Genomic DNA, 20,195 nt, shown 5'->3' on the forward strand with positions numbered 1-20,195 from the left:
AGGAGCCGGACATGATCTTCGAACCAGCACACCCGGGTCGCCGCGACGAGCGACAGCGGCGGGCGGCCCGGCGGCGGATCCGGGAGACGCTCGCGGTGCGCCGGGCCGCCGCGGTCGGCGGGCACGGGGCCGCCGAACCACCGGATGAACCGCCCGTCGAGCCCGAGGCTGCCGGGTGACGCCGGGTACGCGCGCTCGGCGCCCGCCGACCGGTGTGATCAACGAGAGTGTCCCGCTGGCCGAGGCCGTGATCGATCTTGCGGCGATCGCGGAGAACATCCGGACGATCGCGGCGATCGCCCGTACCGGGCTGATGGCCGTGGTGAAGGCCGACGGGTTCGGGCACGGCGCGGTGCCGGTGGCGCGGGCTGCGTTGGGCGCCGGCGCCGCCTGGCTGGGCGTGACCTCGGCGACGGAGGCGGTAGCGCTGCGCTCGGCGGGCATCGACGCGCCCGTCCTGAGCTGGCTGCACCGGCCGGACGAGGATTTCACCCGCCTGATCGCCGCGGACGTCGACATCGCGGTGTCGACCCTGAGCCACCTGCACGCGATCGCCGGCGCGGCCACAGATCTCGGGGTGCCCGCCGCGGTCCAGCTCAAGGCGGACGTCGGTCTGTCCCGCAACGGTGCCGGTGGCGACGAATGGCCCGAGCTGGTCGGCTGGGCCCGCAAGCACGAGGCCGCGGGCAGCGTCCGGGTACGCGGGGTGTGGTCCCACCTGACGAACGCCGACGTGCCGGGCTGCCCGAGCATCGCCCGGCAGCTGTCGACGTTCCAGGAGGCGCTGCGGATCGCTCGGGAAACCGGGCTCGACCCCGACGTGGTGCATCTGGCGAACTCGGCGGCGGCCCTGGCCGCCCCGCAGACCCGGTTCGATCTCTGCCGGATCGGCCTGGCCATGTACGGCGTCGACCCGTTCGGCGCGACCGGTCCCCGCCGCTACGGCCTGCGACCCGCCATGACCCTGCGGTCAAGGGTGATCAACCTGAAGCGCGTGCCCGTCGGCACCGGCGTGTCCTACGGCGCCGATCACGTGACCGATCGGCCGACCACGCTCGCCCTGCTGCCGCTCGGCTACGCCGACGGCCTGTCGCGCACCGCCGAGGGCCGCGCGTGGGTCTGGCTCGCCGGTCGGCGCTGCCCGATCGTCGGCCGCATCGCCATGGATCAGTGCGTCGTCGACGTCGGCGACCTGCCGGTGGCGCTCGGCGATCCGGTGGTCGTCCTCGGTCCCGGCGCCGAGCCCGGCTCGCCCGACCCGGCCGAGCCGACGGCCGCCGAGTGGGCGCGCTGGGCCGGCACCAACCCGCACGAAGTCCTGACCGGAATCGGCGCGCGAGTGGCGCGCGTACACCTGCACGGGGGAGCGGCAACATCATGAGTGTTCGTTTGGCGGTGCTGTTCGGTGGGCGCAGCGGGGAGCACGACGTCTCCCGGCGCTCGGCGGAGAGCATCCTGGCCCACCTCGACCCCGCCGCCTACCGGGTGACCGAGGTGCTGATCGAGCGGGACGGCCAGTGGCGGGTGAACGGCGACCGGGCCACGTTCGCGCAGGCGCTGCGGGCCCTCGGTGACCAGGACGTGGTGTTCCCGGCGCTGCACGGTCCGTTCGGTGAGGACGGCACCGTCCAGTCGATGCTGGAGTGGCTCGGCGTCGCGTTTGTCGGAAACGGTGTCTTCGCCAGCGCCGCAGGAATGGACAAGCCGGTCACGAAGAAGCTCCTCGCCGCCGACGGCCTGCGCGTGGCCGACGGGGTGACGCTGCGGTCCGACGAGGAGCTGTCGTCGCGGGAGCAGGAGCGGCTGGGGTTGCCCGTCTTCGTCAAACCGGCCCGGGCCGGCTCCAGCCTGGGCGTCTCCAAGGTCGAACAGTGGGCGCAACTGCCCGCCGCCCTGCGGCTCGCGCGCGAGAGCGACGCGAAGGTTCTCGTCGAACGCGCCGTGCGCGGGCGTGAGATCGACGTCGGCGTCCTTCAGCACCCCGACGGCCGCGTCGTGGCCGGGCCGCCGCTGGAGATCCGGGTGGCGAACGCCACCTTCTTCGACTACGACGCCAAGTACGACGGCGGTGCCGTCTTCCACATCCCGGCCCCGCTCGACCCCGGCACCACCCGACTGCTGCAGGACCGGGCCGTGCGGGCGTTCCACGCGCTCGGCTGCCGTGGGCTGCTCCGCGTCGACTTCTTCCTGCCGGATCCGGACGCCGAGCACGGCCACGGGTGGACCGGAGACTGCCGGGAGCCGGTGATCAACGAGGTCAACACCTTCCCCGGGTTCACCGCCGCCTCCCAGTACCCGCAGATCTGGCAGCGGGCCGGGATCGGCTTCTCGGCACTGCTCGACATCCTGATCGAGGGCGCGCTGCAGCGGCGCGACGTCGTCTCCCCCTCTCCGGCACCCTGCTGATGGCCGTCTACACCGCGGAACACCTCCGTGGTCTCCGCATGATCGTCACCGGCGGGGGCACGGGCGGGCACACCTATCCGGCGCTCACCACGATCCGTACGCTCCGCGACCGGCTGGCGGCAGCCGGCACCGCACCGGACGTCCGCTGGGTGGGCGTCGCCCACGGACTGGAGGCCGGAATCGCGCGGCAGGAGGGCATTCCCTTCACGGCGATCACCACCGGCAAACTGCGCCGCTCGCCGAACCTGCACGAGTGGGGCCGCAACGTCGCCGACGCCTTCCGCGTGCCGCTCGGCATCTTCCGGGCCATCATGATCGTGGTGCGCACCCGGCCCGAGGTGGTCTTCTCCACCGGCGGATACGTCTCCGTCCCGATCGGGATCGCCGCCTGGATGACCCGCCGCCCGCTGGTCATGCACGAGCAGATCCTCACGCTCGGGCTGGCGAACCGGATCCTCGCCCGCCTCGCCGATCGAGTCCTGCTGAGTCACGAGTCTTCCATCGACCATCTGCCCGCCCGGGCGAGAACCCGCGCGGTGGTCACCGGCAACCCGATCCGGCCAGAGATCCTCACCGGCGATCGCGACCGGGCGCTCGCCGCGTACCACCTGGATCCGCGCCTGCCGCTGGTGTACGTCACCGGCGGCGCCCAGGGCGCCGTCCAGGTCAACAACCTGATCGCCGACGTCCTCCCCGGACTCCTGCGGAAATGTCAGGTGCTGCACCAGTGCGGCGGCTACTCCCTCGACCGGATGCGGCAGGTCGCGGCCGCCCTCCCGGAACACCTGCGCGGCAGGTACCGGGTCGTCGACTACGTGCACGGCGAACTGCCCGACGTCCTGAGCGCCGCGGACATCGTCGTCGCGCGCAGCGGCGCCGGCACCGTCGCCGAACTCACCGCCCTGGGCAAGGCATGCGTCTTCATCCCGCTCATCCCCACCGGCGGCGACGAACAGCGGCGGACCGCACGGCACCTCGCCGACGCCGGTGCCGCCCGCATGCTCGCCGGCCCGGACGCCTCCGCCCACCGCCTCCACGAGGAGATCATGGTGCTGCTCGACCATCCGGAACGACGCCAGGAACTGGCCGACGCCGCCCGCCAACACGGCCGGCCCCGTGCGGCCACGGCCGTGGCCAGCGCGATCATCGACGCCGCTGGGCGGTACCGGTCATGATCCTGCTGTCTGACCGGCGAATCTCGGCCATCCCGCTCGGCGACAACGGGGAGGCCCTGGTCGACGTACGCCAGGTCGCGGACCTTCGGGTCGACGACCGGCTGGCCGACGAGGCCGGCGCGTACGCGCACCTGCGCGAGGCGACGGTGCAGCGTCTGCTCGCCGCCCAGCGGACCCTGCCCGGCGGGTTGCGGCTGCTGGTCATCGAGGGGTACCGACCGCTCAGCCTGCAGACAACCTACTTCGAGAGCTACCAGGACGAACTGCGCCGCAGGTACCCGGAGTGGGACTCGGCGCGCCGGCACGTGGAGGCCAGCAAGTACATCTCGCCGCCCGAGGTGGCTCCGCACAGCACCGGCGGCACGGTCGACCTCACGCTCTGTACGGCCGACGGGATCGAACTGGACCTGGGCACGATCGTCAACGCCAGCCCGGTGGACAGCGCCAACGCCTGCTTCACGGGATCACCCGACATCTCCCCGCAGGCCCGTACCAATCGCGACATCCTGAGCCAGGCGCTGTCGTCCGCCGGCATGGTCAACTACCCGACCGAATGGTGGCACTGGTCGTTCGGCGACCGCTACTGGGCGCTGAGCAGCGGGGCCGCCCGGACCCGGTACGGGCCGGTGGATCTGCCGTGAAGCGGCTGTCTGTCGTGGCGCGGCCCGGAGTGCGAGCCATGGCGCCGGTGAGGATCAGAGCCAGGGTGGTGGACCCTCGAAGGTGAGGGCGTGCACGTCGAACAGGACCGCCGCCTCCACGCCCAGAGCCGGTCCGCCCTGGCGGGCCGCCCAGGTCAGGAACGGCCCGGGTTCGGGGCCGGCCACGCCCAGCCCGCTGGTGTACGCAGCGTGCGCGGCCAGGGAGGCGATACCCCGCTGCAGCGGTTCACCGGTGACGTCCACGCCGTGGGTGGGGCGCTCGGCGCCGGCGAAGCAGACGTAGCGGACGCCGCCCCAGGGTGGTAACCCCTCGTCCACCAGTTCCGGGAAGATCCACCGGTTGCCCGCGTCGCGGGCGGCGTCCAGCGTGGCCAGCCCCACCGCCCGGTGGTCGGCCTGGTTGGTGATGCCGCCCGTCATGCGGACGCTGAAGGCGCCCGAGACGATGACGTCGGGCCGGTGCCGGCGGATCGCACGGACGATGTCGCGGCGCAGGTCCGGGCCGTACTCGACGACACCGTCGCGGTGGTCGAGGAACTCCACGACGTCGACGCCGACCTCCCGGGCCCCGGCGCGCTGCTCCTCCTCGCGCAACGGCGCGGCCTGGTCCGGGTGCAGGGCGTCGATTCCTGCCTCGCCCCGGGTGGCCAGCACATAGGTGACCTGCTTGCCCTGTGCGGTCCAGCGGGCGATCGCCGAGGCCGCGCCGTACTCGATGTCGTCGGGGTGTGCGGCCACCGCGAGGCAGCGCTCCCAGTCCTCCGGCAGTGCCGGTAGAAGCTCATCCACGGTCCTCACCGTATTCGCCTCTCCGCCGATCCGTCACCGCCGGACCGGCAACGTCGACCTCCGTCGAGCAGGCGATAATGACCGGGTGGACTCCAGCCGGCTCCACCCGCAGGCGCGGGCGGCGATGCAGGTCCAGCAGCGTGTCCCGCTCACCCGGGCGACCCTGCCGGCGGCCCGGCTCAGCATGGTCGAGGCGACTCCGGCCGAGGTGGGCGGCGGACCGGGGATCCGCTCCGTGGTGAGCGTCGACGCCGGCGGCGTGGCCGCCCGGCTCTACCGCGACGGCGATCACGATGCGGTGCCGGTGGTCCTCTACGCGCACGGCGGGGGCTGGGTGATGGGCGGCGTGGACACCCACGACGGGCTGTGCCGGCACCTGGCGGCCGCGTCCGGCTGGGCCGTGCTCTCCGTGGACTACCGGCTCGCCCCCGAGCATCCCTACCCGGCTGCGGTGGACGACATGGCGCGAGCGCTCACCTGGCTGCGCGGGCCTGGAGCGGCTCGGTACGGCCTTGACCCGGGCCGCATCGCGGTGGCCGGTGACTCCGCGGGAGGGCACCTTGCGGCGGTGACCGCTCGGCGCGCCCGGGATGCGGGGACCCGTCTTGCGGGGCAGATCCTCATCTGCCCGGTCATCGACCCCGCTGCCGACTATCCGGCACTGGACGAGTACGGCCTGGACCGGGAGGAGATGGGGTTCTTCTGGGACGCGTACGCCCCACCCGGCGTGGACCGTACCCAGCCGGATCTGGATCCACTGCGGGCCGACCTCACCGGCCTGCCCCCCGCCGTGGTCATCACCGCCGAACTCGACCTGTTGTCCGCCGAGGGGGAACGGTACGCGGCCAGGCTGCTGGCCGCCGGCGTGCCCGTCACCGCATCCCGGTACCAGGGACTCATCCACAACTTCCCGCGCAAACTGGCCCTCTTCGACGCCGCCCATGTCGCCCTGGCCCAGGTGGCCGCCGCGCTCACCCGTTGGTGAAGGAGAGCTGCGGCATCGGCCAGACCGGCCGCTCGACCTACCGAGCCGTTGATCGTCGGCTTCCTACGGGTTGGCCGCCCGGCGTGTGGCCCTCTGTCGCCAGGCAGCCGCCAGGAGGAGGACGGCCAGTACGACGGCGACGCCGAAACCGAGGATGGCCGCCAACGAGAACGATGCTCCTGTCTTAGCCTGACCGTGGCGCTCGCTCCTGACCTCGGCGATGGGACCCTGCTTCTTCTCATCCGGGGCGACCAGGCGGCCGGCCGACGCGTCGGCCGGGAGAGCGAAGCCCCAGTCCAGCAGGGCCGCCGCCTCGCCCAGGCTCCCCAGTGGCGCGGTCTCCGCGCCGAGCAGGGTCACGGTGAGCCGCCGGCCGTTGCGTTCGGCCACCCCCACGTAGGTCTGTCGCGCCAGGTCGGTGAAGCCCGTCTTCCCACCGAGGGTCCCCGGGTAGTGGCCCAGCAGCGTGTTGTCGTGGGTGATGGAGAAGCCTGGCGTTCCCGGCCCTGCCGGTATCTCCGCCACCCGGGTGGCGATGTAGCGCCGGAAGTCCGCGCGGGCGTAGGTGGCGCGCGCGATCAGCGCCAGGTCGTACGCGCTGGTGTACTGACCGGGACCGTCCAGGCCGGATGGTGTCGCCGCGTGCGTCTGGTTCGCGCCCAGCCGGTGTGCCTCGTCGTTCATCGCCTTGACGCCGCCCTGCCGCCCGGCGGCGCCGCCGCCGACCCGGGCCAGCACGTTGGCCGCGTCGTTTCCCGATTTGAGGAGAAGCCCCAGCCACAGGCTCTCGACCGAGTAACGGCCGCCCGCGACCACCCCCATCAGTGAACTGGCCGGATCGAGATCCTGCAGATCCGCCCGGGTCACCTCGACCACCTGTGTCGGGTCGAGGTGCGGCATCAGGGCCGCGGCCAGCAACATCTTCTGCACGCTGGCCGGCGTGCGGTGTTCGTGCGGGCCGCATCCACCCAGCACCGCGCCACTGTCGAGGTCGGCCACGACCCACGAGGTGGCGGTCACCGCCGGCGCCATCGGCGCACCCGCGGGGATGGAGAGCCCTGCCGTGGCCAGCGTCTCGCCGCCGACGGCCCTGTCGGCGGCACCGACCGGTGGCGGCGACGGCGCGGCGGGCGGGGGCACTGGCGGCTTCACGGCCGGGCAGGGCACGTACGGCGCGGCCGCCGCCGACGTCGAGGAGCCGACCGCCACGGCGGGCGTGGTCAGTAAGGCGCTGAGCGCCACGACAGCAATCCGAACGACCGTCATGTTAAAGCACGGTAACTGCTGATAAGACCGGCGCGGCCCGGTTGTAAAAAGACGCCGACAATTCCGGTCTTTGGGCGGGCTGCGTTCTTTCAGTCGCCTTGTGCCGTTCCCCCAACGAAACAGCCGCGAACAGAGATTCCGACCTGATCGTGCCATCAGGTAAAGCCTGGGGAGTTTTCCGCATGGCTGTTTCGATGAAGCGCGCCTCGGTGCGTATCGATCATCTAGACCATGCCGGACAGGTACTCCCGACGTCGCTGCGGTTCAAACTTCTCGATCGCGTACCGCAGCATGACCCGCGGCATGACCCGGTAACGTCGGGCCAGAAACTCCTCGGCCGCCGCTCGGTCCCGGTTGCCCACCTCGCGCAGCATCCAGCCCACCGCCTTCTGGACGAGGTCGTGCGGGTCACGCAGGAGCCGTTCACTGAGGCGGAAGGTCCACTGGAAGTCACCGGCTCTGATGAAGGCGAAAGTCGCCATGATGGCGATGCGCCGGTCCCACACCAGGCTCGACTCGGCCAACCGATCCAGTACGCGCCGGTCCTTGTCGATCAGCCACGGGCCGACGATGTACGGCGCGGATGAGTCCACCAGGTCCCAGTTGTTGATGCGGTCGGTGTTGGCCAGGATGATGTTGAAGATCTGGCCCCGCTCCTCCTCGGCTGCCTTGGCGAACTTCCGCACCAGGATGAACAGCGACGTCAGCCGCTCCTCGTGCACGCTGCTGGTCAGCAGCTTCGCGGTTTCGGCCAGGGACAGGTCGCGCCAGTACCGGGCGGCCACCCGGCGCTGTTCCGGCACGGAGACACCGATGGCCGTGTCCCCCTCGCCGTACCCGCCGGGAGTCATCTGCAGAAACCGGCTCGATGCCTTCGCCCGTCCCGGGTCGGCGAGGCTGGCGAGGTCGTGACGGACGTCGGCAGTCGTGGCCATGACTCGGCAACCTACCGCGACCGCCGTTGCCTACGGTGCTGTTGCCGCGCGCCCCCGCGATCTCACTCGCTCGGGTCGCGGCCTGGGTAGTTTTCCTGTCATGAGTGAGGACACCTTCCGCTCGGTGGAGATCGAGCGCACCAGCGTGGGCAAGTACGTCGCGCGGAATGTCCGCGGTGGATCGATGTCGATGGGCGCGGGCGACGACGCCAGCTTTACGCCGGTGGAACTGCTTCTGGCTGCGATCGGCGGCTGCACCGCGATAGACGTCGACCACATCACCAGCCGCCGCGCCGAGCCGACCCAGTTCTCCGTCGAAGTCACCGGCGACAAGATCCGGGACGAGGCCGGAGGGAACCGGATGCGGAACCTCAGGGTCGAGTTCACCGTGACGTTCCCGGCGGGCGCGGACGGCGACCGGGCGCGCGAGGCGCTGCCCCGGTCGCTGCAGCAGTCGCACGAACGACTCTGCACCGTCTCCCGTACCGTCGAACTCGGCACTCCCGTCTCGATCGTCGAGGTTGCCGGTCCCACTGGCGACTGAGGTCTCGTGGATCTGGACGTTGCCTCGGCGAAGAGTGCGTTGCCCGACGCCTCGTCCGGGCCTGCCATCTGGTCAGGAATCGAGAAGCGCCACGGTGCGGCCGGGCCCTAGCCTCTTCCCAGGTAGCCGGCAGCACGCCGGGCCTTACGGCAGAGGGAGCCCGAGAATGTCCGCGAAGAATTCCACCACCGTGTCCGACGGCTTCAGCGCTGAGGAGCGTGCCGCGATGAAGGAACGCGCCGCCGAGCTGCGCGCCGAGGGCAAGAAGGGGGCCAAGAAGGCCGACGATCTGCAAGCGGTCCTCGACCGGATCGCGCAGATGGCACCGGAAGACCGTGCGCTCGCCGAGCGTGTGCATGCGACGGTGACCGCCACCGCCCCGGCGCTGTCGCCGAAGACCTGGTACGGGATGCCCGCCTACGCGAACGCGGACGGCAAGATCGTCGTCTTCTTCCAGGACTCGGGCAAGTTCAACTACCGGTACTCGACCCTGGGCTTCCAGGACACGGCCAACCTCGACGACGGAGACCTGTGGCCGGTGGCGTACGCACTGCAGAAGTGGAGCCCCGCGGTGGAGAAGAAGGTCGTCGAGCTGGTGAAGGCCGCAGTCTCCTGACGCTGCCGCCCTCCTGACGCTGCCGCCGCTTGCGCAAGTCAGAGCAAGGTCTGGCCGGGCGAGCACGTGGGTGCAGGATTCCCGGGCGATGTAGCGCTTGCGGGCGAGATCCGCTGCCCCCCGCCGAGACGTCGGCGGTGATAGCGTCCGGCTCGGTGATTCACCCGCATGGATGCGGAGGAACGCCTTCTCGGGGGAGGAGCACGTCCTTGCGTAGATGGATGGGGTTCGTCGTTGTCGCCGCCATGGCTGCGGCAGCCGTCCTGGTGGGCAGTCCTGCACAGGCCACGATTTATGACAAGCGAAACGACTTCAACCGCGACGGTGTCAGCGACATTCCGTTCATCTTGTCCGGCGGCGGCATGATGGTCCAGGTGGGTGACGGTAGCGGCGGCGTCGCCCGTTGGGCCGATGTCGGCTCCGGATGGTTTCCCTACAGGTACGACCTGTCCGCTCCGGGCGACCTGAACCGGGACGGTGTCGGTGATCTTGTATCCATCCACTACGACAACGGCTGCCTCTACCGCTGGTACGGCAACGGCAACAGCGGCGTCAGCGGAGGGACCCAACTCGGGTGCGGTTGGGACCGCTACAGCCTTGCCGGCGCTGGCGACCTGAACAACGACGGCAACGGCGACCTCGTTGCCGTGAATTACGACAACGGCTGCCTGTACCGCTGGTACGGCAACGGCAGCGGCGGGTTCGGCACGGGCGTGCAACTGGGTTGCAGCGGCTGGAGCTCGTATGCAGGCGCGCTTACGGGCGCGGGCGACCTGAACGGTGACGGCAACGCCGACCTGGTCGGTATCAATGACGGCAACAACTGTCTGTACCGCTTCAACGGTAACGGCAGCGGAGGTTTCAGCAGCGGCGTGCAGGTCGGCTGCGGCTGGGGCAACTTCACCGACATCGCCGGACTCGGAGACTTCAACCGCGACGGCAGGGGCGACCTGGTCGCCCTGCACTCGAACGGCGACCTCTACCGCTACCACGGCAACGGAAGCGGCGGGTACGCCTCACCTTCGGTGATCAGCGTCGGGATGGACGGATACTTCCTGGCTGGTTGACCCCTGCCCAGCGTCCGCTGAGCGCGGCACTGTCAGCAGCACCCGCGTTCAGACGGACGAGGTCACTGGTTCGATCTTATGCAGGTCGAAGGCCACTTCCCGGATTCGGGAGGTGGCCTTTCTGCTTGTGCGCAATACCTCCACACAGCACATGCCGAGTTGTCGCCGGCTGGCGCCCCGTTGACAGCCGTCGTGAGCGGATGACGGGCGGTGCGGTGGTGCGTCGATACTGGTTCCCATGGCGGAGGAGCAGGCGACGGAGCTGACCCGATGGACCATCCACGGTGAGCGGGTCGTCGACGACGCTCGGCGGGCGCGGCTGAGCATCGCTGAGGTGGAATTGCCCGACGGCGTGCGGTTCGAGCAGTACGTGATCCGGGCGCCCCGGTCGGCGATGGTCGCCGTTCTCGACGAGCGGCAGCGTCTGCTGGTGATCCGGCGGCACAGGTTCGTGTTCGACCGGTGGGTGTGGGAGCTTCCCGGCGGCTATGTCGATGATCGGGAACAGGCGGTGGCCTGCGCGGTTCGTGAGGTGGAGGAGGAGACGGGCTGGCGCCCGCACGAGGTGGAGCCGCTGCTGTCCTTCCAGCCGTGGGTGGGCACCGCCGACGCCGAGAACCTGCTGTTCCTCGCGCGCAGGGCCCAATACACGGGCGTTCCAATGGACGTAAACGAGGCCGAGCAGGTGGCCTGGATCCCGTTGGACAAGGCGCGCCACCTGGTTACCAGCGGCGAGATCGTCGGGGCCGGCACGGTGATCGCAGTGCTTGAGCTGATCGCCAGGCAGGCGCGGGGCGAGTTGTAGGCGTCAGGCCCGGGCACCGAGGACCGCGTCAACGTGGCGGATGAACTGCCGGACGATGGGCCGCCGGCGGTGGGGCGCGAGCTGGGCCTGCAGATCGCGTACGTAACGCACAGCTCGGGCCGACTGAAGTCGCGAGGTGAGCGACAGCGCGTCGGTTCCGATGGCGCAAGCCCGGTCCGGCTCACCCCGCTGCGCCTGGACCGTGGCGAGCAGAGCGAGGTTGAAGGCCTTGCCGCGAACATAGCGCTCGTCCATCCGCAAGGAGCGGGCGGCGAAGGCCTCGGCCCTGGCTGGCTTGCCGAGCGCGTGCAGGCAGTGACCGAACTTCGCCGACAGGTAAGCCTCGTCGAAGTAGCCGAGCCACTGGGGGTCACTGCTTCGGTCGGCCCGGTCGAGGGCCCGTTCCGCCAGATGGAGCGCGGTCGCACACGCCCGTTCGTCCCTGATCACGGCGTGCCCGTGGGCCTCCATGACGGACGCCTCCGCGGTCAGGACGGTGAGCCCGGCGCGCTGTGCCGTCTCCCGTGCGGCCCGCGAGAGGTCGACGCCCGTCGTGCCGTGCCCGAGGTAGGTGGCCTGGTGACTCATGGCGGACAGGATCTCCGCCCCCAGGCCGGGATCGCCGGCGGCCCGGGCCAGGTCCAGGGCACGGGTCAGGTAGAGCTGGGCCACCCCGTGGTCGGCCATGTCGTACGCCTGCCAACCGGCAAGCTGGGTCAACTCCGCAACCGCGCTGAGGAGTCGCCGCCCCGTCGCGGCGTCATAGCGTCCGTCGCTGAGCAGCGGTGTGACCTCCTGGTGGAGGTACCGGGTGACGGCGGCCCGGGCGTGGCCGCCGCCGTACTGGTTGTCCAGCCGGCGGTAGGTGCTGGTTATCTCCCGGATGGTGTCGACGTCCGGCTGGCCGACAACCCGACGGCCGCCCTGCTCTACAGCCGGCGCGGCGGGTGCGGTGAACCAGCGCAGGGCCGGCAGCGTGTAGCCGGCGGAGGTGAACGCCACCTGCCGGATCACGTCTCGACGGTTCACATCGCCTTCCCACAACTGCACGGCGGCGCGGACATCCTCGCGCCGTGAACGGTGGACCGGCTGGTCACTCTGCCGCTGCCCCTCCTGCGAAGCCATGTCCAGGAGACATGACGGGTCCTGCGGGGCGAGCCCCAGCGCCATTCGGGCCTGGTCAGGCATCCGGCAGCCGTCGGCGATGCGTTCCAGCACGTCGATGGACGTCACCTTCCGTCCCGCCATGACGCGGCTGACGTACCCCTGCTCCAAGCCGACGGCCGCGCCGATCCGGGTCTGGCTCGCACCGGTCAGTTGGCTGACGCGACGAAAGAGCGCGCCGACGTCACGTCGGATCAGAGCGTCGCGGACGACGGCGTCGGACCAGACGTCGTCCGGGATCCGAAGCGGATCGAGCAGCACACCGGCTCCCAGCGTCGCGGACTGACTACCCAAGGTGCTCATTACGGAGCCTAAGCGGCGACCACGCGCAGGTCGAGGCAGGTCATATCACCGTGACATGACCACTCGACATGGCCACCGATCGCTGCCTGACAGGACAGTCCAAGCATGCTTCCAACCGGCCGGCCTCCAGTGGACAGTCGCCCCACACCGTGTGTTGTGCCCCGTGGGACGGCGCCGTGAGAGCGGCCCACAGGGACCAACCGCGTCGAGTCTCGTACGACGAGTATCTGCTCGCCGTGGCGATGACTCTGGCCCGCCGCCACAGGCCGGTCTGGTCATGGCGGAAGTGGCGACACGTCTGCCGCTGCGGCGCCGAATTTCCGTGCCGCGCCCGGCATCACATCCCGATCAACAGAGCTCACTGGCCAGTGAAGGATGAGCAGTGAACGACAATCAGGAGCAGCAGATTCTTGCCGTGCACCTGCAAGGGGCGGCCGGGATGTGCATCGGCTGCCGCATCTGGTGGGCGCGGATGACGCCGTATCCCTGTTGCCAGGTGCAGTGGGCGACCAGTCGGCAGGCCCGGTCGATGACCGCACAAATCCTCGGCTGGGTGCGGTGACCACTCACGGACCCGTGCTGCCGATCTGGAGCTGCGGAGGATGCGACGGCCCTTGGCCCTGCCCGACCCGCCAGCGCGAGCTGCGTGCGGAGTTCCATGGCGCGCCGGTGTCCCTGGCCCTCTACATGGGTGCCCAACTGGTTCGCGCCTCGGAGGACCTGACCTGGATGCCAGCCGGCAGCTTGCACAGGCGCTTCCTTGGGTGGGTGCGGTGAGCATCCTCCGGGTGGGCGACGAGAAGTTCCACTACAGCGACGGGTCGCACAAGTGGATCCCGCCGGACCCGGACTACGAGCAGGAGATCTGGGACGAGCAGGTTCGCCAACACAAGTATCGGCACCTAGCAGGAGAGCGACCGAAGGTGCGCGTGCAGCGGTTCGTCTGAGGTGGTCGGGTTGAGTCGGCGAGTTGCACTGCCGAATTGTTCTGTACGGGTATCAAGGCGCTCCGCGCGGCGCGGGCCGGGGCGCGGCAACCGGCTCCTTCGGAGCCGCCGCCCCGGCGCAAGGGCGCCGGGGCGGAAAGTCAGCCGGCCCGAACCCCACGCCCCGCCCCGCGCGTGACCCTCGGTCAGCAAGGTGACCCGGTGACGAGTCCCGGAGATGACCGGGACCAGGACGACAACGTCTTCCTCCCGTCTCTTCCCACCTCGTAACGCCTCACCGCGGAAGGGTCTGCGGTCGGCTCTAGCGAGTTGCCGAACGGAACCCGTCGGCCGCTCTCGGGTCCGGAGGCGGGGAAGGGTGAAGGTGAGGGAGGGGGCGGTGGGTGGGGGGGTTGGGGTTAGAGCTGCCTCCGGCGGGGGCCAGACGACTCCAGGATGGAGTTGCCGAACGGTTCCGGGTTCGTGGGTGGTGGGGGTGGGATGCCATCCCCTCCACCGCCGACCCAGGCAAGCCGAGCAGACCAGGGCCAGGGTGACAAGGTCGTACGTCCAGTAGGGCGCTCCACCTTGTCACCCTGGCCCTGGCCCGCTCCACGGAGTGTGGGTCGGCGGCGGACGGGATGGCAGAGGTGAGAGCGCCGGCAAGTCCGGCTACCGTGCTCACGTATGGACTGGAGTCAGATTGGAGCCGGCCTCGTCGGCGCCGTCGTAGCCATCGCGCTTAAAGGAATTGTCGACTGGTTGAGGGAAGGTCGGCGGCAGAAGCATGAGCGCGGTATGCGACTGCTCGACCGGAAGATTCAGGCGTCGGCCGACTTCATGGGAGCGGCGGAGCGCCTCTGGCGGGCCGAGTCGGGACGCCTGACTGCGGCCTACAGCCTCGACAACAGCCGCGGTCAGGGAGACGCCGTCTACCAGCAGCATCTCGCCAAGTACAACGAGGCTGTTGAGGCCACGAAGTCCCCCTGGACAGACGGCCAAGCTACTCTCTCGACGGTCCGGCTGCTGATGCCTGAGGCGACGTCGGAGTGTGACGTCTACTTCGAGGCATGCAAGAACGTGGACTTCCCAGACAAGACAAGAGATGCACGTGACGCTGCTCGTATCGAGGCGGAAAATGCCCTCCGCTCCGCACTCAGGTGAAGCAAGTCTTGATCCTTGCAAGGCAGTTCCCGCGAGGCAGCGAGATGCTGGGCGGCAAAACGTCTTCACCGTCATCGCGTTCCCGCTAGTTGCCGTGGAGGCTCGTGGAACACCGGACCAGGCTAGGCTCCGCTACACAACGAGAACGGCCCCGGAGTGCGCTTCCGCAGCTCACGGGGCCGCCTCTGTACCTGGTGCTGATAGAGGGCCCGAACCTCTGCAGCTTTCGCGACGGATTTGAACGGAACGTATTTCCGCAATTCCCGCAGCAGGAGTAGGTGTTGCTCAGCTGCTTCCATCCTCCGCCCGCCGAGTACCTGCATCCTCCACCTCGCCGGAGCCGCCCGGGGGTCTTTCGCATGTCCGATCCTCTTGGACTTGCTCACTACGCCGGTCAGAGTCCGAATCTTTGCTCGCCTCTGACATCACTCCTTGCGCCCGCATGTGGAACACCGATTGAGCGACAATGCGGAGGCACAGCCACCAAGCGTATACCGAGCTATGGCTCCAAGCCTCCGCGTCGGTTGCTAGGCCATGAGCCAAGTTGTTCCGGAGGTTCGGACCCTGCTGCTCGCAAAGCAGGGCGCGTAGCTCAAGGGCTAGGCCAGGCCCGAGGAAATCATTGGCCTCGGGCATCCTCAGGAGCGCCGACAATCCCTTTTCGGTCTCTACCCCCATTTCATCAACAAGCAAGGTGTAGACACCGTTCCGCTTCAATCCCTGACGCACCAATTGTTCAAGCTGTGGGACTAAAATAAAGGCGGATGAAGCAAAATCGCCATTAAGGCCGTGCCATAGACCCAGGGCCCACAGTGCCTCCTGCCGTGCAGGAACAAATGGACACTCCTGGCATATTTCCAAAAGATTGGACCTAGTGTACCGATGCTCCATAACGATCATTGCATGTGCGGGCAAGATCCGACCTTGACTTGCGATCTGGACCCGCATATCCAGCTCTCGCATCACCTCGGACCATACCGCCGGCTCCACCGCATCTGGATCCGTAACTACTTGGCTGCCGGATGGCTCGTCCACCGGTGAACTTCCGGCGTTGGAGGCAACCTTACGGCCATCGTGCGAGAAAGTAGAGCTGCTGAAGAGCCGCGCAATGCTGCCGCGGACCCGCTCCGTAGCCGAGACAAAAATTCGCTCAGGATCAACGATCGAGTGAATGCTGCCGAGGCGGGCAAGGGCTTCAAGTGGTTCGGCACCCTGGACGGCTGCACGGGCGCCTTCGATGTAGTCAGTGAGATCGATGCCTTCACTCTCGAATGCGACCATCTCATCAAGCGAGTTTAGGCGGTTCTCCTCCAACAACTTACGCAACTCGGCCAGTTGGATATCAAGACCTGCGGCCGTCCGATACTTATTGGGCAGCGAGGTAAGCGTGGCTATCGCCCTCTCGAAGAAGTGGCTGGCAACCATGGCACTCGGTGACTCGCCGGAGAGGCGCTGCTTCGCTTCTGCAGCATAGGCTTCCGCCACCGCAGCTTGGCACTGGTTGGCGGCTTCCCCATCAGCGATGCGCTTATACCAAGCAGCAGCTTGGCGGTTCAGCGCTCGCGCCAAGCGCTGATTTCCGTTACCTGCGGCGTCCCCAGCTAGAGACCGGCAGTGGTCTGCTACCGAACGCATATCATTGGGATTTGGGACGCGTATGCCAAGAAGGAGAGCTGAAATTTGTACGGTCAGGAAGGAGTCATTGATGCTTGCAGCTAGGATTCGCGCCTTGAGTGCCTCGCTCATTTCCTCGACGCGTCGGCGCTCTGCCTTTCCTCTCCGTAGCCCTAACTCCAAAGCGCGCCGCCAGGACTCCTCGCCGCCGTGATACCACGACGATGCCTCCAGTGGACTCTCGCGATACGCATCGATGGCCGTGGCCAGCAGGACGGCGTCTTTGCGATCACCATAAGTCCAGGCGATATCGGCCACGCGCGCACGGAGCGCCGCATGCTCAACGAGGGCCGCCAAGCTTGCTAGAACCCCCAGCTGCTTAGCCGTTAGGTCCGATGGCACGGCCGAACGGTGAGTAGGGGTCTGAATCACGGGAGCGAAAGGATCGAGCCAATTGTCGGGTACCAGCATCGGCGAAGATGCGATTGCCAGGGCATCGAGGACCAGCCGCTTGAAATCCCCGACTTCGACCTCCCGCGCCGCTGCTTGAAAGCGAAACGACATCGAGCTAATGTTATTGTCTTCGCTAGCCTCTACTACCGAGTTCCACCAGCTGGGGTCAATCAGCTCTGGCGAGGAGGTTGGACGTTCAGATTCGGCCATGACTTACCAATCGTTCGCGATCCCACCGCCGGAACGGTCCTTCAGGTTAGCAAGTCGGTCTTGGCGCTGGCATCCTCAATTTAGTTGGCCAGGTGATCGACCGTCCAGGCATCCATGCCAGCTGCACGAGCCGGCCCTCCTTCGGCGCGTGCGGCACGGCTCACCGCCCTGGACATGATCGTGCGGGCCGCCGATTTACGGTTTCCCGGCGCCACCGCCCAGTCCTACCGTCGTTACATGACCGCGACTGCAACCGAGGAGCAGCAGCTGTTTGCCGAGATGTTCCGGCACCTCGACAAGATCGAACCGTGGCTGAAGCGCATGGACCCTGAAGGGCCGCGCGCGCGTCCTCAGGAGCGCAGCGATCTGAGCCGCGACGACAAGGAGGTTCACCCGCATCAGCTCAGCCAGGCCGCCTGGCACGCGCTCTCTCACGCTGTCGACCATCTGCATTGCCTGCGCACACTCCTAAAGGACGCGCATGTGATGCACATGTACGCCCCGTACTCCCTGGCCCGCGCCGCCCTGGAGAACGCGAGCGCGGCCGTGTGGCTGCTCGCCCCGGACGACCGCGCCGCGCGGATCCTGCGCCGGCTGCGCTTTACCGCGCTCGACATCCGCGGCGGCGAGGCGATGCAGAAGCTGCTCGGCGTAACCGGGCCGAGAACCGAAGCGGAGCGCCTGGATCAACTGAAGGCGATCGCGAAGCGGCGGGGCATCGATGAGAGTGCGGCGATCAAGCACGTCGGCTATGCCGAAATCGTCAAGGCGGCCGGCGACACCATGCCAGGCGGCAACAAGCCGTATCTGCTCACCTGGAAGATGTGCAGCGCCATCGCGCACGGAGACCTCTGGGCGACGCTCAACGTCGTAAGCCGGACGGAGCTGCCCGGCGCGCCGGCAGGCGTCGCCCACATGCGGATCACGGCGAACGCCCAGAGCCTGTTCTTCGCTGTGTTCTTCGCCGTCGCCATGACCACCGCCGGCTGGCATCTGTACGACCGCCGCAGCGGACGTCGCGGACGGTAACCAACCCCGACCCTGGGTCGTGTAAAGGGTGCTAGGCGGGTGCTCTGTTGCCCGGCTAGGGCATGCTCAACCCGCTACCCGCCGATCACCTGTGCACGACCAACTAGCGACACCTCCACTCGACGTCGAAAGGATGACCATGGCCAGCAGGACCCCCCGCCACATGCCCGCTTGCAGGCACGTTGAGGTCGGCACTCAACTCCAGGAAGCCCGCGACCGGCTCGTCCACCTCGTGGTCGAACTGTCCAACGCCTACCCGAAGTCGTCCCGACAGGTAAGGGCCGCCGAACGGGCTCTGAGTGGGCGTTTTGATCGTTCCCGCTATGTATTGCTGCTTTCGTGGGTCTGGTCGGCGAGGCGTCGGCAGGGTCGAATGATCACCACTGCGGCCAGGTTCGCCTGATTGATGCCGATGCAAGATGCCCTGCTTTGATCCGCAGATCGTGTCTGGTTCACGAAAGTTCGGGAATCGTCGGACCCAACCGCAATCCACCCCGGAGTCCACAGTAGACATGTTGCATGGCCGAGCGACCTGCCTACCCCTCCGACCTGTCCGACGCCCGCTGGACGCTGATCGCACCACGGCTGACCGCCTGGCGCCAGGCCCGCACCGACGCCGGTATCGGCGGACGTACCGCCACCCACGATCTACGGGAGATCTTCAACGCGATCCTCTACGTCAACCGCACCGGCATCGCCTGGCGCTACCTGCCGCATGACTTCCCGCCCTGGCAGACCGTCTACGGCTACTTCACCGCCTGGACAGGCGACGGCATCTTCACCCAGCTCAATTACGACCTCACCGGCCTGGCCCGCACCAAGGCCGGACGGGCCCCGCAGCCGTCGGCCTGCGTCATCGACACCCAGAGCGTGAAGACCTCCACCAACGCACCACTGGCCAGCCAGGGCATCGACGCGGGCAAGAAGATCGTCGGACGCAAACGCGGCATCGTCACCGACACCCTCGGCCTACTCCTCGCCGTCATCGTCACCGCCGCCAGCGCCAGCGACAACACCATCGGCATTCACCTCCTCAACCAGGCCAAGACCACCCACCCCGCCCTGGCCAAGACGTGGGTCGACGCCGGCTTCAAGAACAAGGTCATCGAACACGGCGCCACCCTCGGCATCGACGTCGAGGTCGTCGCCAAAGACCCGCACATCAAAGGGTTCTCGGTGGTCAAACGCCGATGGGTCATCGAACGCACCCTCGGCTGGATCATGCTGCACCGGCGCCTGGCCCGTGACTACGAAGCCCTACCCGACAACTCCGCCAGCATGATCCACATCGCGATGATCGACAACCTCACCAAACGGGTCGCCAACGAAACCACCCCAACCTGGCGAGACGACTGAAGATCGCATCACTCGGGTCTGTGGATCTAACGGTGTTTCCGGCCTGACCCGCCAGGCGTTGTGCCTGGTGAGGAGGGTGCCGTGATGACCGCGACACTGAACGACCAGACCGGACGCAAGAAGCGGCCCGAGCCCTCGCCGGAGGCGAAGGCCGCCGCCGAGCTGGTGCGGGCCGCGAAGGAACAGGGCCTGTCGCTGACCGGCCCCGACGGGCTGCTCAAGCAGCTGACCAAGACGGTCCTGGAGACCGCGCTGAATGAGGAGATGACCGAGCACCTCGGCTACGAAAAGCACGATGCGGCGGGTATCGGCTCGAGCAATATTCGTAACGGCTCCACGCCAAAGACGGTGCTGACCGACGCATCGGGGCCGGTGCAGATCGACGTGCCCCGGGACCGGGCCGGCACGTTCGAACCACAGATCGTGCGCAAGCGGCAGCGGCGCCTGTCCGGGGTCGACGAGGTCGTGTTGTCCTTGTATGCCAAGGGCTTGACGACCGGGGAGATCTCGGCGCACTTCGCCGAGATCTACGGGGCGTCGGTGTCGAAGGAGACCGTCTCGCGGATCACGGACAAGGTGATCGAGGAGATGACCGACTGGTCGCACCGGCCTCTGGACGAGATTTACGCGGCGGTGTTCATCGACGCCATCGTGGTCAAGGTGCGGGCTCTGTCGCTCGTTGTGTGAAGGGGTCAGTGTGCGAGCAGGACGCGTTTGCGGAGTAGG

20 protein-coding genes and 1 pseudogene are annotated in these 20,195 nt (G+C 68.2%); 16 read left to right on the forward strand and 5 right to left on the reverse strand.

The features are described from left to right. The first annotated feature begins 11 nt into the window (after nucleotides 1-11). From V6U89_RS24635 to V6U89_RS24655, 5 genes are read left to right on the forward strand one after another with little or no spacing between them, the layout of a single operon-like run. Complete coding sequence (locus V6U89_RS24635) at nucleotides 12-179, forward strand: hypothetical protein (protein ID WP_334573948.1); 168 nt, start codon at nucleotides 12-14, stop codon at nucleotides 177-179. A gap of 35 nt (nucleotides 180-214) precedes the next feature. Then, nucleotides 215-1,381 (forward strand): alanine racemase, encoded by a 1,167-nt coding sequence (alr, locus tag V6U89_RS24640; RefSeq protein WP_334573950.1) that lies wholly within the window; start codon nucleotides 215-217, stop codon nucleotides 1,379-1,381. After that, nucleotides 1,378-2,406 (forward strand): D-alanine--D-alanine ligase family protein, encoded by a 1,029-nt coding sequence (locus tag V6U89_RS24645; RefSeq protein WP_334573952.1) that lies wholly within the window; start codon nucleotides 1,378-1,380, stop codon nucleotides 2,404-2,406. Before alr ends, V6U89_RS24645 begins: the two co-directional genes overlap by 4 nt. Next, nucleotides 2,406-3,581: a UDP-N-acetylglucosamine--N-acetylmuramyl-(pentapeptide) pyrophosphoryl-undecaprenol N-acetylglucosamine transferase gene (locus V6U89_RS24650; RefSeq protein WP_334573954.1), complete on the forward strand. Its 1,176-nt coding sequence runs from the start codon at nucleotides 2,406-2,408 to the stop codon at nucleotides 3,579-3,581. The genes V6U89_RS24645 and V6U89_RS24650 overlap by 1 nt, the downstream gene beginning before the upstream one ends. Next, nucleotides 3,578-4,222 carry a M15 family metallopeptidase gene (locus V6U89_RS24655; RefSeq protein WP_334573956.1) on the forward strand — a complete coding sequence of 215 codons (645 nt, stop codon included), beginning with the start codon at nucleotides 3,578-3,580 and terminating at the stop codon, nucleotides 4,220-4,222. Before V6U89_RS24650 ends, V6U89_RS24655 begins: the two co-directional genes overlap by 4 nt. Before the next feature lie 54 nt (nucleotides 4,223-4,276). Here V6U89_RS24655 and V6U89_RS24660 read toward each other — a convergent pair whose 3' ends face one another. After that, nucleotides 4,277-5,032 carry a PIG-L deacetylase family protein gene (locus tag V6U89_RS24660; RefSeq protein WP_334573958.1) on the reverse strand — a complete coding sequence of 252 codons (756 nt, stop codon included), beginning with the start codon at nucleotides 5,030-5,032 and terminating at the stop codon, nucleotides 4,277-4,279. Between the two features lie 85 nt (nucleotides 5,033-5,117). Between V6U89_RS24660 and V6U89_RS24665 the strand changes: the two genes are divergently transcribed. Further along, nucleotides 5,118-6,017, forward strand: coding sequence for an alpha/beta hydrolase (locus V6U89_RS24665; RefSeq protein WP_334573960.1), 900 nt, complete (start codon nucleotides 5,118-5,120; stop codon nucleotides 6,015-6,017). Nucleotides 6,018-6,080: 63 nt separating this feature from the next. Here the strand turns inward: V6U89_RS24665 and V6U89_RS24670 are convergent, their stop codons facing one another. Together V6U89_RS24670 and V6U89_RS24675 are read right to left on the reverse strand one after the other, a co-directional pair. Continuing rightward, complete coding sequence (locus V6U89_RS24670; RefSeq protein ID WP_334573991.1) at nucleotides 6,081-7,283, reverse strand: D-alanyl-D-alanine carboxypeptidase family protein; 1,203 nt, start codon at nucleotides 7,281-7,283, stop codon at nucleotides 6,081-6,083. A gap of 224 nt (nucleotides 7,284-7,507) precedes the next feature. Next, nucleotides 7,508-8,218, reverse strand: a complete 711-nt coding sequence (locus tag V6U89_RS24675) for a DNA alkylation repair protein (RefSeq protein ID WP_334573962.1) — start codon at nucleotides 8,216-8,218, stop codon at nucleotides 7,508-7,510. A gap of 124 nt (nucleotides 8,219-8,342) precedes the next feature. Here V6U89_RS24675 and V6U89_RS24680 point away from each other — a divergent pair, with 124 nt between their 5' ends. The 4 genes from V6U89_RS24680 to V6U89_RS24695 all read left to right on the forward strand — a co-directional run bounded on the left by V6U89_RS24680 (nucleotide 8,343) and on the right by V6U89_RS24695 (nucleotide 11,250). Continuing rightward, complete coding sequence (locus V6U89_RS24680) at nucleotides 8,343-8,762, forward strand: OsmC family protein (RefSeq protein ID WP_334573965.1); 420 nt, start codon at nucleotides 8,343-8,345, stop codon at nucleotides 8,760-8,762. Between the two features lie 166 nt (nucleotides 8,763-8,928). Next, complete coding sequence (locus V6U89_RS24685; protein ID WP_334573967.1) at nucleotides 8,929-9,378, forward strand: iron chaperone; 450 nt, start codon at nucleotides 8,929-8,931, stop codon at nucleotides 9,376-9,378. Nucleotides 9,379-9,599: 221 nt separating this feature from the next. Further along, nucleotides 9,600-10,445: an FG-GAP repeat domain-containing protein gene (locus V6U89_RS24690; RefSeq protein ID WP_334573968.1), complete on the forward strand. Its 846-nt coding sequence runs from the start codon at nucleotides 9,600-9,602 to the stop codon at nucleotides 10,443-10,445. Between the two features lie 238 nt (nucleotides 10,446-10,683). Then, a complete protein-coding gene (locus V6U89_RS24695) occupies nucleotides 10,684-11,250 on the forward strand; it encodes an NUDIX hydrolase (RefSeq protein WP_334573970.1) in 567 nt (188 codons plus the stop codon). Nucleotides 11,251-11,253: 3 nt separating this feature from the next. Here V6U89_RS24695 and V6U89_RS24700 read toward each other — a convergent pair whose 3' ends face one another. Next, nucleotides 11,254-12,675, reverse strand: a complete 1,422-nt coding sequence (locus V6U89_RS24700; RefSeq protein WP_334573972.1) for a helix-turn-helix domain-containing protein — start codon at nucleotides 12,673-12,675, stop codon at nucleotides 11,254-11,256. A 424-nt stretch (nucleotides 12,676-13,099) separates the two neighbouring features. Here V6U89_RS24700 and V6U89_RS24705 point away from each other — a divergent pair, with 424 nt between their 5' ends. The 3 genes from V6U89_RS24705 (at nucleotide 13,100) to V6U89_RS24715 (ending at nucleotide 14,807) form a co-directional block, all read left to right on the forward strand. Then, nucleotides 13,100-13,279 (forward strand): hypothetical protein, encoded by a 180-nt coding sequence (locus tag V6U89_RS24705; protein WP_334573976.1) that lies wholly within the window; start codon nucleotides 13,100-13,102, stop codon nucleotides 13,277-13,279. A gap of 211 nt (nucleotides 13,280-13,490) precedes the next feature. Beyond that, a complete protein-coding gene (locus V6U89_RS24710; protein ID WP_334573979.1) occupies nucleotides 13,491-13,664 on the forward strand; it encodes a hypothetical protein in 174 nt (57 codons plus the stop codon). 666 nt (nucleotides 13,665-14,330) lie between these two features. Beyond that, nucleotides 14,331-14,807: a hypothetical protein gene (locus tag V6U89_RS24715; protein ID WP_334573981.1), complete on the forward strand. Its 477-nt coding sequence runs from the start codon at nucleotides 14,331-14,333 to the stop codon at nucleotides 14,805-14,807. Nucleotides 14,808-15,092: 285 nt separating this feature from the next. On the opposite strand, the gene V6U89_RS24720 is transcribed toward V6U89_RS24715, so the two are convergent. Further along, complete coding sequence (locus V6U89_RS24720) at nucleotides 15,093-17,084, reverse strand: DUF4209 domain-containing protein (protein WP_442933979.1); 1,992 nt, start codon at nucleotides 17,082-17,084, stop codon at nucleotides 15,093-15,095. 237 nt (nucleotides 17,085-17,321) lie between these two features. Between V6U89_RS24720 and V6U89_RS24725 the strand changes: the two genes are divergently transcribed. From V6U89_RS24725 to V6U89_RS24735, 3 genes and pseudogenes are all read left to right on the forward strand, one after another. Then, nucleotides 17,322-18,113, forward strand: coding sequence for a hypothetical protein (locus tag V6U89_RS24725; protein ID WP_334573985.1), 792 nt, complete (start codon nucleotides 17,322-17,324; stop codon nucleotides 18,111-18,113). Nucleotides 18,114-18,632: 519 nt separating this feature from the next. Beyond that, nucleotides 18,633-19,469 (forward strand): IS5 family transposase, encoded by an 837-nt coding sequence (locus V6U89_RS24730; protein ID WP_334573987.1) that lies wholly within the window; start codon nucleotides 18,633-18,635, stop codon nucleotides 19,467-19,469. 84 nt (nucleotides 19,470-19,553) lie between these two features. After that, a pseudogene (locus V6U89_RS24735) lies at nucleotides 19,554-20,135 on the forward strand (IS256 family transposase); the annotation flags it as partial. Between the last annotated feature and the right edge of the window lie 60 nt (nucleotides 20,136-20,195).

It is taken from the genome of Micromonospora sp. CPCC 206171 (genome assembly GCF_036906755.1).
Taxonomy (GTDB): Bacteria; Actinomycetota; Actinomycetes; order Mycobacteriales; family Micromonosporaceae; genus Micromonospora; species Micromonospora purpureochromogenes.